Origin of the sequence: Micromonospora sp. NPDC049891 (assembly GCF_040660295.1) — a bacterium.
GTDB lineage: Bacteria > Actinomycetota > Actinomycetes > Mycobacteriales > Micromonosporaceae > Micromonospora.
Genome location: NZ_JBFAML010000003.1, coordinates 382,685 through 398,798, shown reverse-complemented (window position 1 = coordinate 398,798; position 16,114 = coordinate 382,685). Strand labels below are relative to the sequence as shown.

General features: G+C 68.8%; 14 protein-coding genes, 1 tRNA gene and 1 pseudogene. 8 read left to right on the top strand and 8 right to left on the bottom strand.

Annotated features, from left to right (window positions below):
* The first annotated feature begins 144 nt into the window (after nucleotides 1-144).
* Entirely contained in the window at nucleotides 145-303 is a 159-nt protein-coding gene (locus AB0I71_RS07215) for a hypothetical protein (protein ID WP_357582327.1), read from the top strand.
* 12 nt (nucleotides 304-315) lie between these two features.
* Here AB0I71_RS07215 and AB0I71_RS07210 read toward each other — a convergent pair whose 3' ends face one another.
* A complete protein-coding gene (locus AB0I71_RS07210) occupies nucleotides 316-513 on the bottom strand; it encodes a hypothetical protein (protein ID WP_357582326.1) in 198 nt (65 codons plus the stop codon).
* A gap of 387 nt (nucleotides 514-900) precedes the next feature.
* On the opposite strand from AB0I71_RS07210, the gene AB0I71_RS07205 reads away from it, so the two are divergent.
* Together AB0I71_RS07205 and AB0I71_RS07200 are read left to right on the top strand one after the other, a co-directional pair.
* Nucleotides 901-1,131 (top strand): winged helix-turn-helix domain-containing protein, encoded by a 231-nt coding sequence (locus AB0I71_RS07205; protein ID WP_357582325.1) that lies wholly within the window; start codon nucleotides 901-903, stop codon nucleotides 1,129-1,131.
* A 495-nt stretch (nucleotides 1,132-1,626) separates the two neighbouring features.
* Nucleotides 1,627-4,044 (top strand): hypothetical protein, encoded by a 2,418-nt coding sequence (locus AB0I71_RS07200; RefSeq protein ID WP_357582324.1) that lies wholly within the window; start codon nucleotides 1,627-1,629, stop codon nucleotides 4,042-4,044.
* Nucleotides 4,045-4,203: 159 nt separating this feature from the next.
* On the opposite strand, the gene AB0I71_RS07195 is transcribed toward AB0I71_RS07200, so the two are convergent.
* A tRNA-Ser gene (locus tag AB0I71_RS07195) sits at nucleotides 4,204-4,290 on the bottom strand.
* Nucleotides 4,291-4,438: 148 nt separating this feature from the next.
* On the opposite strand from AB0I71_RS07195, the gene AB0I71_RS07190 reads away from it, so the two are divergent.
* The gene (locus tag AB0I71_RS07190) at nucleotides 4,439-5,416 is read left to right on the top strand and encodes an NAD(P)H-quinone oxidoreductase (RefSeq protein ID WP_357582323.1); all 978 of its coding nucleotides are present in this window, start codon (nucleotides 4,439-4,441) and stop codon (nucleotides 5,414-5,416) included.
* A 151-nt stretch (nucleotides 5,417-5,567) separates the two neighbouring features.
* Here the strand turns inward: AB0I71_RS07190 and soxR are convergent, their stop codons facing one another.
* Nucleotides 5,568-6,005: a redox-sensitive transcriptional activator SoxR gene (gene soxR, locus AB0I71_RS07185; protein WP_357582322.1), complete on the bottom strand. Its 438-nt coding sequence runs from the start codon at nucleotides 6,003-6,005 to the stop codon at nucleotides 5,568-5,570.
* A gap of 47 nt (nucleotides 6,006-6,052) precedes the next feature.
* Between soxR and AB0I71_RS07180 the strand changes: the two genes are divergently transcribed.
* Together AB0I71_RS07180 and AB0I71_RS07175 are read left to right on the top strand one after the other, a co-directional pair.
* Nucleotides 6,053-6,778: a transketolase gene (locus tag AB0I71_RS07180; RefSeq protein ID WP_357582321.1), complete on the top strand. Its 726-nt coding sequence runs from the start codon at nucleotides 6,053-6,055 to the stop codon at nucleotides 6,776-6,778.
* Between the two features lie 2 nt (nucleotides 6,779-6,780).
* Nucleotides 6,781-7,671: a transketolase gene (locus AB0I71_RS07175; RefSeq protein ID WP_357582369.1), complete on the top strand. Its 891-nt coding sequence runs from the start codon at nucleotides 6,781-6,783 to the stop codon at nucleotides 7,669-7,671.
* Between the two features lie 100 nt (nucleotides 7,672-7,771).
* Here the strand turns inward: AB0I71_RS07175 and AB0I71_RS07170 are convergent, their stop codons facing one another.
* A complete protein-coding gene (locus AB0I71_RS07170) occupies nucleotides 7,772-8,476 on the bottom strand; it encodes a glycosyltransferase family 2 protein (protein WP_357582320.1) in 705 nt (234 codons plus the stop codon).
* A gap of 125 nt (nucleotides 8,477-8,601) precedes the next feature.
* Here AB0I71_RS07170 and AB0I71_RS07165 point away from each other — a divergent pair, with 125 nt between their 5' ends.
* The gene (locus AB0I71_RS07165) at nucleotides 8,602-10,866 is read left to right on the top strand and encodes a hypothetical protein (protein ID WP_357582319.1); all 2,265 of its coding nucleotides are present in this window, start codon (nucleotides 8,602-8,604) and stop codon (nucleotides 10,864-10,866) included.
* A 186-nt stretch (nucleotides 10,867-11,052) separates the two neighbouring features.
* Nucleotides 11,053-12,651: a ricin-type beta-trefoil lectin domain protein gene (locus AB0I71_RS07160; protein ID WP_357582318.1), complete on the top strand. Its 1,599-nt coding sequence runs from the start codon at nucleotides 11,053-11,055 to the stop codon at nucleotides 12,649-12,651.
* 79 nt (nucleotides 12,652-12,730) lie between these two features.
* On the opposite strand, the gene AB0I71_RS07155 is transcribed toward AB0I71_RS07160, so the two are convergent.
* The 4 genes and pseudogenes from AB0I71_RS07155 to AB0I71_RS07140 form a co-directional block, all read right to left on the bottom strand.
* The gene (locus AB0I71_RS07155) at nucleotides 12,731-13,321 is read right to left on the bottom strand and encodes a hypothetical protein (protein ID WP_357582317.1); all 591 of its coding nucleotides are present in this window, start codon (nucleotides 13,319-13,321) and stop codon (nucleotides 12,731-12,733) included.
* Nucleotides 13,322-13,424: 103 nt separating this feature from the next.
* Nucleotides 13,425-14,797 (bottom strand): annotated as a pseudogene (locus AB0I71_RS07150) (HAMP domain-containing sensor histidine kinase); the annotation flags it as partial.
* A gap of 7 nt (nucleotides 14,798-14,804) precedes the next feature.
* On the bottom strand, nucleotides 14,805-15,497 hold the full coding sequence (locus AB0I71_RS07145; RefSeq protein WP_357582316.1) for a response regulator transcription factor: 693 nt from the start codon (nucleotides 15,495-15,497) through the stop codon (nucleotides 14,805-14,807).
* A gap of 71 nt (nucleotides 15,498-15,568) precedes the next feature.
* Entirely contained in the window at nucleotides 15,569-16,078 is a 510-nt protein-coding gene (locus AB0I71_RS07140; protein ID WP_357582315.1) for a hypothetical protein, read from the bottom strand.
* Nucleotides 16,079-16,114: the final 36 nt, after the last annotated feature.

Here is a 16,114-nt window from a genome sequence, read left to right as displayed (position 1 = left end):
AGGTCCTTCCGGTGGAAGCGGTGTTGTGCGCCCTTTTTCTTACCCTGTGACGCGCTGACATTCGACAGAACCGGCCTCAAGTCCGCCGTAACCGAGCGACCCTCACGGCGGTTGTCCCCCTGCAACAGCTAGCGAAGGAGTCTCTTGGCCGGGGTCTGGCGTGACTTCATCACCGCCGTCATCGATGCCGTACGTCGACGTGACGAGGCGGCCCTCAGCGACGAACGCCGCCGGGCAGTGGACCGGCTCGCCGACGAGAAGATCCGCGAGGAACAGCAGAAACGCCCGCCGGAAAGCACCTGAGGCGGGTGGCAGTCACGTCGACTGCGCCGCCTCGTCGGCTACCGTCGCCCACTCCCGCTCCCACGCCTCCATCACCGGCCCCGCCCACTCCAGATCCGGGCAGCCGGCCGGCCCGCATACCTCGCACTGACCGTCGCGATGGCGGCTCAAAACGACGCCCGCCGCCACTGCCACCTCCCGCATCCCCACCTCGTCATACATGGACGTCACGGGATACACCCAGCGATTCCGGCCACCAGCATGACTAGAACGATGCCGGCGGCAATCCAGCCGGCAACGAGTTGCCTACGTGCGACGAGTTGAGGTGGGGCCGGAATCGGGTAGCGATCGCCGTCCGGGATAGGTGGCCGGCCACCATAGATCGGATACGTACCGTTGGGTCTGCACTTGTCTCGCATCGGTGCCTCCGCAGCGGCAGGAGGGGGTGCCGGTGCGGAGACGGAAGGGGGACCACCTCCGCACCGGCCGGGGCCTCGCTAGCCGACGAGCAGCCCCGATGGAGCCAACTTAGGTTACTTAGCAACCTCAGTCAACACAGGCGGCTTAGTGCGCGTGCCGGGCTGGCAATCTGAGAGGGCCGACGAGAGGTGGCCCGCCATGAACCACCGCCGCAAGCCGCTGTACGAACAGGTCGTGGACGACATCACCACGTCGATCCAGGCCGGGACACTCAAGCCCGGCGACAAGCTGCCGTCGATCGCCCAGCTCACCGTGCAGTACGGCATCTCCAACACGATGATCAAATTCGCTCTGCGGATCCTGGGCGAACGCGGCCTGATCGAGACCCACCAGGGCAAGGGAAGCTTCGTAGCGTCTCCGCCGCCGTGAGGACGCCGACCTTGCCGCTCCCAGCGACAGGGTCGCCCTACAGCGGCCGGACTCTCGGACAGACATAGCCACCGGGTCAGCGCTGCCAGTAAGTGGAGGGTGTGGGATTCGAACTTACGAGACATCGCTGCCTTACCGGTTCTCAAAACCACGAGACTGGCGGCTCTGACCTCCTGATTGCCTACCAGAGTCCTCTGCACTACACGCATGGGGCACGCGACAAGTAGCCAGACCTGCGCCGTCTGTGCACGATGGTGTCCCCGGGTCTAGCAGTCGAGCGGGAGCGCCCTTGTGCGCTGGCGCGCATACCTCACTGGCCATCATCAGTGGCAGCGTCCCACAGCCTAAACCAACTGTGTGGCGCACTAACGCACATAACACAGAGGCCACTGAGGCACTAGGCGTGTGTCAATAAGGTGACTGTGACCGTGCCGGCTATAAAGATGACCACTCTGCTCATGCACGAGGCTACCTGATCAGGTTATTCTCGCCCACATGCAGACCCGTCTCGACGCACAAGGACTGGCAGCCAAGTATCCCGACCCGGGGTTCCGAAATTCGCTTAAGGAACTCCTGAATCTGCAAATCCTTCTTGACGGCTGCATTATCGATGAGCGGTATCGAGTACCGCCGGAGTTGCATCAGCCCCTCCAGCTTAGCGAGGACGGCGAACGTGCTTTCGATGCGCTCGGCAGACGTCAAATTATTCCGTATCCGGAGACCCGCATGATGTGTCTGCTGGTTCTCTGGAACGTCGATATCCTAGTTGACCCCGTAGCTACCGACACCAGCGCTTTAGTGAGAGCCATTGGCAAGGAAATCGCTGAACAGAATGTCCGATTTCCCTATACTCACGGACGATTGCTGTACGACAAGGCCGCAGACGAGCTTGAGATTGGCAATCTACGCAGCGGACTCGATCCTACAGAAACTCAAAAGTTCCTCCAAGGCACCCCCCAAGGAGTTTTTCAAGCTGGCCGTTTCGTGACCGGCCCTTACGGGCTACTACGCAGCAAAGAGCAGCGCATCATTGACCCCGTCCGGTACGTACCCTACCACTGCTCGGACGTAACATGCGAAAGTGTCCATAGGTATGGCCTTCAGACATCTATGGAAGCTCCCATTAATGAACTTCGCCCAAAGTTTAGCAAGTATCTTGAACGGGAGAGCAAGGAACCGAGCGACTGGTCGGGCTTTCTCAAAGATTTCGGACCGGAAGGCCCAAGCATCTACAGGTCTTTGTACAATGATCTATCTGCGGACTCTTTGATCTATGCGTTAGGTGACTGTCTGGCGATCTCGGAGCTGCGCTCCCTGTTTACTTGGATCGTGACGAATACAGACGAGCTTTCCGCCGCCGCAGCAGACATTCCAGGAGTTAGCGCCGCAAATGCGGAAAGCATGAACGAAGCCCAACTATTGCAGCTCGTATCGGTCGCGCGAAACTCTACGATTGTGCGGGGCCTCGATACGCTTGTCCTGCAGGGAACAATTGCTGTTCCGTATAACGAAATCCGAAGCCCTGTCATGAACATGAGAGGTACCGGCCCATACGGGCTACTGACTCAGATCAATAGATACGGCGCGCGTCTTGATTCACCGTACTTCAACATGGGCCCCTTACGGCTGAGGCGCATGATCGCGGAGATGTATCCGCTAGACAATGAGCACGAGCGCACGGAGTTGGACTGGCAAATGCGCGAGGAAGCCGCGGAGACAACGGAAGCCAGAATAGAAAAGTTCGTACAGAACCGAAGCCCTCGTGATGTTGTCTCCTCACTGCTACTGGTCCGACACTCGAACCTAATCGTTGCTACCGAGAACCTAATGATCCAGGATGACCTGCTTCGCGATGACGAAGATCGGGTCAATTCGGTACTGTGGAAGCTCGGATTTTCGATATCAGACGGCTTGGACCAGTACTCTGACTTTTGGCGCTACCTGGACGCGACGAAGAGGGCATGCCAAAGCGCTGGTGTCAATCCGCAGATGTTGGACATCGAGCAGATTCGGCGAGAGGCAGGGCCGTTCTTCCCAGAATTAGAGCGCGTCTTGAGGGACTGCCTAGCTTTCGCTACTTGGGCGCTGCTCACTGATCACCACGGCTCAGAAAAGCGCTTCGTTTACCGGCCGAATGACGATGCACCCGCCGCGCTACGTCGCCTTCATGACATGCAAGCCCGGGATGAGCAGGGCCGGCGCTTGTCGTTCTCCGCTGAATCTACTCTCTACGCACTCGTGCGTGGCTTCGGAGCCCTTGCCGACCACTTTGACACCTTGAGGGCGCAAGGCGAGCAACTTTTGCGAGATCCGCTAGAGGTGCCAAAGTGGGCCGGCGTACAAAAAATTCAAATCTTCCCCTTCGTGCATACCATTCCATTCCTAGACCTTCTCCCCGAGAGCCAGCAAGGGATCATTGACGGTTTGCGGAGGGCTTCGCAGCGGATGGTATCAGCCGAGGTAAGCGAGGTTCGAAACACCTTGGCGCACCCCCGAACAGCGGACGTTTTGAAGCTCGGTCTTGTACTCGACACTGTCGAGGAAGTGGTTAGGTTCTTTAGGACGGCAGGCTACATGCGGCAGCAGTTTCGACCGATCAAGACGGAGACGGACGAGGCGGGGAACAGCCTTACGACACTCTCTGACGCATTTGGTCAAACAGTATCGGTCCACGAACCCTCTTACTTCGATTGGCTCGATCTGCCCGCAGCCGTAGCCGGCGTCCACTTCATGCCCGCCGCCTACTTCTATGAGCCTTCACGAATGCTGCGATTTGTGACCGAAACCAAGTCCGCTTATTCGGGCAGATGGAGCAACTACCCTAGGAGGCAAAAGGAAAGAGGCGCCAGGGCTGGTTCTGGGCACCCTGAGGCACCCGCTGTGCCAAGTCCTCGTCGAACCAGTTCTATCTAGCACGGCACTCACTGCCATGCTGTCTGTCGCCGGTAAACGACACGACCGGTGAGGCACAGCGGCACCCGGGCGAATAAAGTGAGACTCATTCACCACCATAGAAGCGCCCCCTGATCAGCGTTCGCGCTGGTCAGGGGGCGTTTTTGCTGTCCGGGTGGGCGGAGGGTGTGGGATTCGAACCCACGAAGACATTGCTGCCTTACCGGTTTTCAAGACCAGCGCCATCGGCCACTAGGCGAACCCTCCTGGGCCACACGGTGCGCGGCCGTGCCTAGTCTGCCACGGCGGGTACGTCGGTGAGCGGCCGAGCTACCCGGTGCGCCGTGACCACTGACGCTGTGTGGTGGTCCGGGGTGTGACGTGGAGCCGGCCCGGGATCGGGTAAGACTGGGCCATGCGAGCGATCACCATTGCGGAGCCTGGCGGACCCGAGGTACTGACCTGGAGCGAGGTGCCGGACCCGCAGCCGGGTCCGGGTGAGGTGGTCGTGGACGTACGGGCCACCGCGGTGAATCGGGCCGACCTGTTGCAGCGGCAGGGGCACTATCCGTCGCCGCCGGGCGCGCCCGCGTACCCCGGACTGGAATGCTCGGGGGTGGTCAGCGCGACCGGTCCCGACGTGGCCGGCGTGCGGGTGGGTGACCAGGTCTGCGCGCTGCTGGCCGGCGGCGGGTACGCCGAACGGGTGGCCGTGCCCGCCGGGCAGCTGCTGCCGGTGCCGGCCGGCGTCGATCTGGTCGACGCCGCCGGGTTGCCGGAGGTGGCGTGCACGGTCTGGTCGAACGTGGTGCAGGTGGCCCGCCTGACGGCGGGAGAGACGCTGCTGGTGCACGGCGGTGGCAGCGGAATCGGCACGTTCGCGATCCAGCTCGGTGCCGCGCTCGGCGCGACAGTGGTGGCCACCGCGCGCGCCGCGAAGCACGACCGGCTGCGCGAGCTGGGTGCCGACCTGCTCGTCGACTACCGGGAGCAGGACTTCGTCGAGGAGGTCCGGCGGGTCACCGACGGCCGGGGCGCGAATGTCGTGCTGGACATCATGGGCGCGTCCTACCTGGGTCGTAACGTCGCCGCCCTGGCCGTCGACGGGCGGCTGGTGGTGATCGGCATGCAGGGCGGCCGCAAGGGTGAGTTGGATCTGGGTGCGCTGCTGGCCAAGCGGGGCACGGTCGCGGCCACCGCGCTGCGCTCGCGGCCGCTGGAGCAGAAGGCGGCGATCGTACGCGGGGTACGCGAACAGGTCTGGCCGCTTGTCGAGGCGGGTCGGGTGCGTCCGGTGATCGACCGACGGCTGCCGATCGCCGACGCGGCCCAGGCACATCGGCTCGTCGAGTCGAACGAACACGTCGGCAAGGTCCTGCTCACCGTCGGCTGAGCGCGGCGACGTGCCCGCCACCGGGCGGGTCTGCCGGGCGGCACGGAAGGTGGGCAGGCGCACCGAGACCGGCACCGGCAGCTGGCACCAGCATCCGGGCGGGTAGACGCCACCAGCCGGGGCAGGCCGGCACCACCAGCCGGGCAGCAAATTAGCCGGGTAGCACGAGGCGGGCTCCGGGGCCCTCGCCGCCCAGGTTGTCCTCCGGGTTGTAGAGGGTGCAGCGGCGCAGCGACAGGCAGCCGCAGCCGATGCAGGCGTCCAGGTCGTCGCGGAGCCGGCTCATCAGCCGGATCTTCTCGTCGAGTCGGGCCCGCCAGGCCGTGGAGAGCTTGGCCCAGTCCTCGGCGGTGGGGGTCCGGGCGGCGGGCAGTGAGTCGAGCGCGGCACGGATCTCCTCCAGCGAGATACCGACCTGTTGGGCGATCCGGATGAACGCCACCCGGCGCAGCTCACCTCGGTGGTAGCGGCGTTGATTGCCGCTGGTCCGCTCGGCCCGGATGAGCCCCAGCCGCTCGTAGTAGCGCAGGGCGGACTGCGCCACCCCGCTGCGGTCGGAGAGTTGGCCGATCGTCAGAGCTTCCTGCATCACGTTGCCCTTGAGTTGAACCTCGCTTCAACTTGCAGGCTATCCGTATGACCACACTCGCCACCACGACCCGGGTCGCCGAGGCCGCCGCGCCGCTCGACGGGCGCAAGCCGGTCGGCCAGTTGCTGGAGCGCGTTCGCGCCGGCCGGCAGTTCACCTCCAACGTCCTGTCGACCCTCGACGTGCTCCAGGTGCTCTACGACCGGGTCCTGCGGATCACTCCCGCGACCGTCGACGACCCCGACCGCGACCGGTTCCTGCTCTCCAAGGGGCATGCGGTGGCCGGCTACTACGCGCTGCTCGCCGCGAAGGGCTTCATCCCACCCGACTGGCTGGACGACCAGGGCGGGCCGGAGAGCCGGCTCGGCGATCATCCGGACCGCACCCTGATCCCCGGCGTGGAGATCGGCTCGGGTTCGCTCGGGCACGGTCTGGGGTTGGGCGTCGGCACCGCGCTCGGGTTGCGCGCCCAGGGTCTGCTCGAACCCCGGGTGTACGTGCTGCTCGGCGACGCCGAACTGGACGAGGGCTCGAACCATGAGGCGATCGCGTACGCGGGAGCGGTCGGCCTGGCCAACCTGACCGCGATCGTGGTGGACAACTTCTCCGCCACCCACGGCTGGCCGGGTGGCCTGGCAACCCGGTTCACCGCCAACGGGTGGACCGCCGCGACTGTCGACGGGCGGGACCACACCGCTCTGCACACGGCGCTGACCGGGCACCACGGGCACCGGCCACACCTCGTGGTCGCGGTCATCGAGGAGGGGAAGTGACGATGCGGGACAGGTTCGTGGAGACCACCACCGCGCTGTTGGCCGAGGATCCGCGTACCGCACTGGTGCTGGCCGACATCTCCGCCGCCGCGTTCGCCCCGGCCGCCCGACGGCACCCGGACCGGGTGCTCAACGTCGGTATCCGGGAGCAGTTGATGCTGGGCGTGGCCGGCGGGCTGGCGCTGACCGGGCTGCGGCCGATCGTGCACAGCTACGCGCCGTTCCTGGTGGAGCGGGCGTACGAGCAGATCAAGCTGGACCTCGACCACCAGGACGCGAGTGCGGTCCTGGTGAGCGTGGGTGCCTCCTACGACCGGGCGGCGGCGGGGCGTACCCACCTCAGCCCGGCCGACGTCTCACTCATCGACACGCTGCACGGGTGGACGGTGCACGTACCGGGTCACCCCGACGAGGTACCGGCGTTGCTGCGTGCGGCGGTCGCCGCCGAGGAGTCCGCGTACCTGCGGCTGTCGACGCTCAGCAACGGCGGACCGCACGGCGGCGACGGCGCGCTCGTGGTGGTGCGGGACGCGGGGCCGGGCGCGGCGCTGCTGGTCGCGGTCGGACCCACGTTGGACGCGGCCCTCGCCGCGACCTCGGGCCTGCCGGTCACCGTCGCGTACACCCACCGGCCCCACCCGTTCGACACCGCCGGCCTGCGGGCGCTTGTCGACAGGGAGGTGATCCTGGTGGAGCCGTATCTGGCCGGCACCTCGGCCCGGGTGGTCTCGGCGGCGCTCACCGACCGGCCGCACCGGCTGCTGGCGCTCGGGGTGACGCGGGAGGAGCTGCGGCGCTACGGCTCGGCCGAGGACCACACCCGTTGGCACGGGTTGGACGCGAGCGGTCTGCGCCGCTCGATCACCGGCTTCCTGTCACCGGCGCTGGTCTGACCGCTGTCCCGGTTCACGGCATGTCGCGGTCTCAGAGCTGGCCTACGCCCCGACCTGCCGCAACCGGCGCGGGCGCTCACGCAGAGCGGACGCCGGGTGGTCAGCGGGGCGCGGCGTCGCGGTTGCGGCGGGTGCGTTCGCGACCGAGGATCCAGAGCGCTTCGACGCCGTCCCGCCAGGTGATCTTCTTGCCTTCCTCGCGGCCCCGGGCCCGGTAGCTGATCGGTACCTCGTACGGCCGGATGCGGCGACGCAGCAGCTTGCCGGTCACCTCGGCCTCCATGCCGAAACCGCGGGAACGGACGTCCAACGAGCGGTAGAGCGCGACAGGCATCAGCTTGAAGCAGGTCTCCAGGTCTCCGATGTAGGAGTTGAACAGCACGTTCGCCGCCATGGTGACGCCCTTGTTGCCCATCACGTACCAGAAGCTGTAGGCACTGTGGCTGCCGAAGGTGCGGTTGCCGTAGACCACTGTCGCCCGGCCGTCCAGCACCGGGGCCAGCAACTTGGGGATGTCCTGTGGGTCGTACTCCAGGTCGGCGTCGAGGATGACCATGTACTCGCCCTCGGCGTTGGCCACCGCCGTGCGGATGGCCGCGCCCTTGCCCGCGTTGCGCTGGTGCGTGATGACCCGCAGCCGGGCGTCGTCGGCGCGTCCGAGGACCTCACCGGTGCCGTCGCGGCTGCCGTCGTCGACCACCACGAGTTCGATCTCGCACGGGTACTCGACCGCCAGCGCCTGCTTGAGGGCATCCGCGATGCGTTCTTCCTCGTTGTAGACCGGCATGAGGATCGACAGCTTCACGGGAATCTCCACGAGGGCGGGCAATGTGTCGGCCATAGCCTAGCCCGGCAGGTCAGCCGGGTGGTGACGACCACCGACGGTGATGCACCGTCGGGCACCCAGGCTGATGGTGTTTACTTCCGGCCATGTCGGCCGCCGGCTTCCCGTTCGTCCTGGTTCCCGTTGCCGCGCTCGCTCTGCTCAGCGTGGCGCTACGGCCACGGGCGGTGGACACCGTGGCACCACGGCGGCTCGCGGTGGTGCGGGCGACCCTCGCTGTCGGCGCCTACGCGGTGGCGACGGTCGAGGTGCTGGGCGCGCTGCGGCTGCTCACCGCGCCCGCCTTCGGCCTGGCCTGGCTGCTCTTCCTCACCGTGGCGGCGGTGGCCGCCGGCTGGCGTCGACGGGCGGACGCCCGTGCTCGCGCGACCGACATGCCTGCCGCGAGCCCGGCCGTCCCGGCTGGCGGCACCGCCGCCGGGTCGTCGCCGGACCCGGGCCGGTCCGTCCCGCCCGGCCCGGCAGGCGTCACCGCCGAGCCGGTCGGAGCAGCGGTCGGCACGGTCACCGTGGGCCCGGGGCGGCCGTCGACACCGTCCGAGCCGGACGGACCGTCGGCTGCCGGCTGGCGCAGCGCCGCCAGCCGTTTCTGGCGTACGGCGAGCCGGGGCGAGCGGCTGCTCGTCGGTACGGTCGCCGGGCTGCTCCTGGTCGAGTTGCTGGTGGCCCTGCTGGCCGCGCCGAACAACTTCGACTCGCAGACGTACCACCTGCCCAAGGTGGAGCGCTGGGTGGCCCAGGGCGATCTGACGTTCTGGGCGACAGCGATCCATCGGCAGGTCACCATTCCGCCGGGCGCCGAATACCTGCTGCTGCACCTGCGGCTGCTCACCGGCGGCGACGCGTTGCACCATCTGGTCCAGTGGGCCGCCGGGGTGGTCTGCCTGCTCGCGGTCGCCCGGGTGACCGCGCAACTCGGCGGTGGCCGCCGGGCCCAGGTGCTCACCGTGTTCGTACTGGCCACCACGCCGATGGTGACCCTTCAGGCGACCAGCACCCAGACCGACCTGGTCTGCGCCGCCTGGGTGCTCTGCGCCGGCACCCTCGCGCTGGACGGGCTGCGCCGACGTGCGCACCTGGGTGATCTGCTCGCCCTCGGTGCGGCCACCGGGCTGACCGCGGTCACCAAGACCAGCGGGCTGCTCGCGGTCGGTCCGCTGCTGGTGCTCTGGGGGCTGGGCCAGCTCCGCCTGGCGTACGTCGGCCGGGCGACCACGCACCGCCGGGCCCCGGTCGCCGGAATCACGCGTACCGTCGGCGCCTCTGCCCTGATCCTGCTGGTCGCGGCCATGGTGGTCGGTCCCTTCCTGGGCCGGGTGTACGCCGAGTTCGGCCACCCGCTCGGACCGGAGCGGCTGCGTGAGTCGGTGCCGATGGAGCGGCACGACCCGCCGTCGGTGCTGGTGAACGCGCTCCGGATCGGGCACACCGCGCTTGACACCCCGCTGGCACCGCTGCGCGAGGTGTCCGCCGAGGCGATCATCGGACTGGCCGGACTGCTCGGGGTCGACCCGCAGGACCGCGCGATCACCTTCGGGCAGGAGATCTTCCCGGCCGCGTCGTGGTACCCCGACGAGGACCGGGTGGCCTTCCCGCTGGCCGGGGCCCTGGCGCTGATCGGCGCGGTGGCGGCACTGCGCCGCCCGGCCCGGATCAGTCCGGGCGCGGCGGGGACGCTGCGCGGGTACGCCCTGGTGGTCGTCGTCGCCGTGGTGCTGCACACCGCCATGATCAAGTGGCAGCCGTGGGGGAATCGCCTGATCCTCTACGCCCTGGCGGCATCGGTGCCACTTGCCGGCCTCTGGCTCGACGCCCTCTTCCGCCGCTCGGGTCGGGTCGCGTCCAGCGGCGGCGAATCGCGGACCGGTCCGGCGGTCACCGACGGCAGGCGGCCCGTCGCCGCCGGGCTCGCGGTGACGGTGCTGGCCACCTGCGCGCTGGCCGGGGTGTTGTCGGTGTCGTACGGCTTCCCGCGCCGTCTGGTCGGCACGGGCTCGGTCTTCACCACCTCCGACTGGGAGAGCCGCTTCGTGCGGCGTCCGCAGTGGGCGGAGGAGTACCGCTGGGCGGCCGACGCGGTCCGGGCCGCCGACGCGCGCCGGATCGGCCTGTCCCAGCGCAACGACGACTGGGAGTATCCCTGGTGGCTGCTGCTCCGCGACGCGGACGGCGGGCAGCCCGACCTGCTTGCGCTCCAGTCGGTGCTTGACGATCGACCACCGGCGGACCCGGCGTCGGTCGACGCGATCCTCTGCGTCGGCAGCCGGAAGCTCTGCACCGACCTGCTGCCTGCCGGCTGGCGACTGGAGTTCCGCAGTTACGTCGGATACGCCCTGCCCGAGCAGCGGTGACCTGTCGCGGTTGCGAGCTGGCCGGTCGCGGTTGCCCGCCGAGCGGTCAGGGCTGAAAAGGGGTCATTGGCCCGGTTCGGCGCAGCGCGCAAGTATTCCGAGACGTATTCACATACCTGCATCGCACGCGTTACCGTCCGGTAACTCGATCGACGTCCCGCGATCGAGCCCGAAAGGAGTGCGTCGATGTCTGGTACCCACGCCAGGCGTGAACGGACGCCTCGACGGCGCCTTGCCGAGGTCGCCGTCCTCGCCACCGCTCTCGTCCTGCCGATGCTGGCCACGGCCCCACCCGCCGCCGCAGCCGACCGTCCCGCCGTCCAGCCGCTCCCCGCCCACCTCGAAACCATCCGCGCCGCCGAGGCCACCGCGCTCTACGGTGCCCCAGGCATCCGCCCGATCGACACGCGCCGGACCGCGCTGATCACCATGGGCGACAGCCAGATCTCCGGCGAGGGAGTGGGCAACTACGTGCCCGGCACCCACCAGCCGGGCAACTGGTGCGACCGCTCGTACGACCAGGCGGTGTTCCGGACCGGTATCGCCGCCGACGAGCGCTACAACATCGCCTGCTCGGGCGCCACCCCGTGGAACCTGATCGCCGGCGGCCCCACCCAGCACAACGAGTTGAACCAGGGTGACCACCTCGCGATCAAGGCACGTAACACGCACATCAAGCTGATCTGGGTGGTGGCTGGCGCCAACGGCGACGGCACGATCCAGTTCGGCCCGGTCGCCACCGACTGCGCGCTGCGCCGGGTGTTGTTCCAAGGCCCCTGCTGGCCCACCTACACCGATCAGTGGACGGTCCGCACCGACGGCAGCCGCCGGGCCGTCGAAGAGGCACTCAACGACATCCGCCGCACGATGACGAACGCCGGCTACCTCAACTCCGACTACGAGTTGGTCTTCATGTCGTACTCCAGCCCGGCCAGCCCGGACGTGGAGGACAACCCGAACTTCCCCGGCTGGTACTCCGGCGGCTGCCTGCTGTACCTGGCCGACGCCGCGTTCGCCCGGAACAAGGCGGTGCCGCTGTTCGAGTCGGCGCTGCGGGCGGCGGCGGCCAACACCGGCACCCGCTACCTCGACGCCAGCCGCCTCTTCCACGGCCACGAGGTGTGCACCGACAACACCTCGGTACGCGGGCTCTACATCGAGTTGGGTGTCTGGGACGAGAACGCGGCCCGCCAGTCGTTCCACCCGAACTACCGGGGGCACGGCATGTTCGCCCAGTGCATCACCCAGTTCTACGCCTCCGGCCAGCAGCGGGGCACCTGCGTCGACCCGGCCAGTACCGGCAACGGCCAGCTCTACCCCGGACTCATGGAATTCCGGCAGCTCCGGAACGCCGCCACCGGCACCTGTGTGGACGGCAAAGGGTACGACTCACGAAACGGCACGGCGCAGCAGTCGTACCGCTGCCACGGCGGACGTAACCAGGGATTCTGGTACGACCCGACCCGGCAGTCGCTGCACTCCGAACTCTCCCACGACCGCTGCCTGGACGTGGCCGGTGGTTCGCTGAGTTCGGGCACGGCGGTGAACGTCTACGACTGCCACGGCGGCACCAACCAGAAGTTCACCATCTCCGGCAACCAACTACGCGCCGCCGGTAACACCAACCTCTGCCTGGCCTTCGACAACCCGCTGCTCGGTACGCCCCGACTGCGGCTGGCCACCTGCTCCAGCAGCACCCGGCAGCAGTGGTCGTTCGAGTCACGGTCGTTCGCCCAGCCCGTCGGCTATGGACGGGACGACTTCATCGGTTCCCGGGTCTACTGACGTCGGGGTAGGTGCGGCCCGCCGCGCCCGACGCCGGTGATCACGTTTGATCGCCGCGCCGGGCCCGGCGGGCCCGCTGTCATTTCTGGTTGAACGGGACGACGATCAGGCGGGCCTGCGCCTGATCGCCGTTAATCGCGCCGGCGACGCCCAACTTGGTGCCGACCTTGATGTCGTTGGACGTGATCGACTTCCGCCGTTCGACCACCCGCAGGTCCTCGGCGAAGGTCCAGGTCCGGGTGAAGCCGTCGGTCGACTTGACCGTGATCGCGTCGTCGGCGAGGGCTGTCACCTCACCACGCTGCACCGCTACGGTCTTCGTACCGCCCTCCCTGGTCTGCACCACGACCTCGCCGTGCAGCGTGTTCTGGCGCAGCAGCACCCGGGCCGCCCGACGCTTGCGCCACTCCTCGACCCGTTCCTGGCGCTTCCTGCCAGCGCTCGGCGTCGGCTCCACCGGCGCAGCCGCGCTCGCCTCGGGGTCCAGCTCTTCCGGGTCCAGGCCCAGCGCGGCCAGTGCCTGACCCTCCGCGCCCATCGCGGCGACCACCTCGACGGCGCTCGCCGGCGTCGCGTCCCGCTCGGCCCGACCCACCCCGCAGCCGGCGGCGGCCAACGCGACAGTCACCAGCAGCGCGCCGGTGGCGGTGAAGGATCCCCTGCGTGCCATGCCTCATCCTCTCGTCGGTGCTGGTCCACCGGATCTCGTCGGGCCGAGACCTGGCCGGCGATGATCCGTCCACCCAGCGTGGACCGGCCGGATGAGCCGACCGTCAGGTCGAGGTACGAGTCAGGTAAGGATCCCCGGCAGCCGGATGGTGAACGCGGCCCCGCCCTCCGGGGCGTGTCCGGCGGTTATCTCACCGCCGAGCCGGCGGACCAGGCCGGCGGCCAGCGCGAGCCCGAGCCCGCTGCCGACCTTGCGCAGCCCTCGGTAACGCTGGTGCAGCGCGCCGCGCTCGAAAGCCACCGTCAGGTCGTCGTCGGTCAGACCGGGTCCGCCGTCGCGGACCTCGACCACCCCGCCGGTGGCCGGGTCGGCACCGGCCGGGCGGACCGCCAGCACCACCGGCGCCCCCGGCGGCACCACCCGCAGCGCGTTCTCCAGCAGGCCGTCGAGCACCTGCCGGATCCGCCCCGGGTCGGTGTACGCCGGCACCGGCTGCCCCGGCAGCTCCATCCGGAACACCACCCCGACCGAGGAGCACCGGTCCGCCCAGGTCCGGCCGGCGTCAGCGACGAGGCCGGCCAGATCCACCGGCACCGGTTCGAGCGGAAAATCGACAGCCTCCAGCCGGGCCAGGGCGAGCAGGTCGGCCACCAGCCGGTCCAGGTGCTCCGCCTCGGCGAGCATGGTCCGACCGGTCGCGGCCGCCGCCGACGGTTCGACCACCCCGTCGGCCAGCGCCTCGGCGTAGCCGCGGATCGCGGTCAACGGGGTGCGCAGTTCGTGCGAGACGGAGAGCAGGAACTCCCGCTGTCGTCCCTCGCTGGTGGCCAGTGCGGCGGCCAGCCCGTTCAGTGCGTACGCCAGGTCGGCCACCTCGGCCGGCGACTCGACCGGCACCCGGACGGTGCGGTCGCCGGCACGCAGCCGGGCCGCGACGAGGGCCGCCCGACGGATCGGCCGGGCCAGCCGACGGGCGAGCAAGGAGCCCGCGACCGCACCCGCGCCCAGCCCGGCGAGCAACGGAAGCCAGAGTCCGCGCAGCACCTGACGCCACACTCCGGCGCCGAGCGGGCGGGTCAGCACCACGCCGTCGCCGCCGGGCAGGGCCCGGCCCTCGACGAGCGCCCGTTCTCCGTCGACAAGCCGCCGGCCGGAGAAGTTCCGCCCGTTGGAAACCCGTTTCACCACCTGGGGAGGCAGCCCGGCACGGTCGACGTCGCCGCCCGAAATCAGGTAGATGGTGGCACCCTGGTTGCCGAGTTGGCGGATCAACCGCTCGCCGGCCAGCTCGCGGACCCGACCGGGCCGCGCTCGCAGCAGCTCGGCGGCGAGCTGCGCCTGCGCGGCGAGGGCCTGCCGGTCCCGCCGCTCGGCGGCACGGACCGCCACCGGCACTGCGACCACTGCGGTCACCAGCACCGACACCAACGCCACCGCGCAGGTCACCAGCACCGCGCGAGCGGTCAGCGTACGGCCGGGACGGTCAGCCATCGGCGGCGTACCCGACTCCGCGATGGGTCCGGATCACGCTCGCGCCGCCGAGCTTCGCCCGGACCTGCGCCACGTGCACGTCGACGGTACGGGTACCGCCGTGTGCCGCGTATCCCCAGACCGCGGCCAGCAGTTCCTCCCGCGAGAAGACCCGACCCGGCCGACTCATCAGGTGGGCCAGCAGATCGAACTCGGTGGAGGTCAGCTGCACCGGGGCGCCGTCGGCAGTGACCGACCTTCGGTCGGCGTCGACGGTGACCCGGCCGAGCACGACGGGCTGCCCGGCACCGCCAGGTGGGCCGGCGGCGCGGCGCAGCACCGCCCGCAGTCGGGCCACGAGCTCACGAGGGCTGAACGGTTTGGTGACGTAGTCGTCGGCCCCCAGCTCCAGGCCGACGACGCGGTCCACCTCGTCGTCGCGGGCGGTCAGGAAGATGACGGGGGTCCAGTCGCCGGCCTCGCGTAACCGGCGGCAGATCTCGGTGCCGGCCAGACCCGGCAAGGCGATGTCGAGTACGCAGGCCACCGGACGCAACCGGCGGGCCGCCGCGAGACCGGCGCTGCCGTCCCGTTCGACATGTACGCCGAAACCGTCGCGGCTGAGGTAGAGCCGGACCAGGTCGGCGATGCTCGGTTCGTCCTCCACCACGAGGACCAGCCCGCGCTGCGGGTTCTCGGCGGTCACTGGGCCATGATTGCCGATCGACGTGGCCCGGCAGCGTCAGGGCTGTGTTCGGATTCGGTAAGAAGACCCGGTCAGCGGGCCACGACGGGCTGGAAGGTGACAGGTCGGGCGGCGGGCGCCTCGGCGACGGTGGCCACGATCCGTGGCTGTGCGCTGCGTACCCGGGTGCGGAAGGCGTGGTTGAGCAACGCGTCCAGCTGCCACACCTGCTTCGGGTGCTGGGTGCGGATCAGGAAACGCTCGCGGATGCCGTCGATCGCGGTGGCAGCCAGTTCCACGCAGTGCAGTCGCGGGTCGGGGCTCCAGGTGACGTGGCTCAGCTCGCGCAGCTCCGTGTTGAGGTGCAGGCGGAGCCGGTGCAGCACCCGGGTCTGCCGGGTGACCACGAGCCGCCGGTGGGTGAGCAGCAGCAGATAATCCCCGTTGACCGGCCGGTCGGGCCGGCTGCACCGGGTGACCAGGATGGTGGCGTCGCCGGAACCGACGCAGCGACGGAACACGGGCATGTGCCGGCTGGCGGTCTGCATCGCCAGGCCGGCCTCGGCGGCGGCCGGAAGGAACGTTCGGGAGAAGACGTCCATGCCCTGCCCAACGACCCCGCCCCCACCGTGACATGC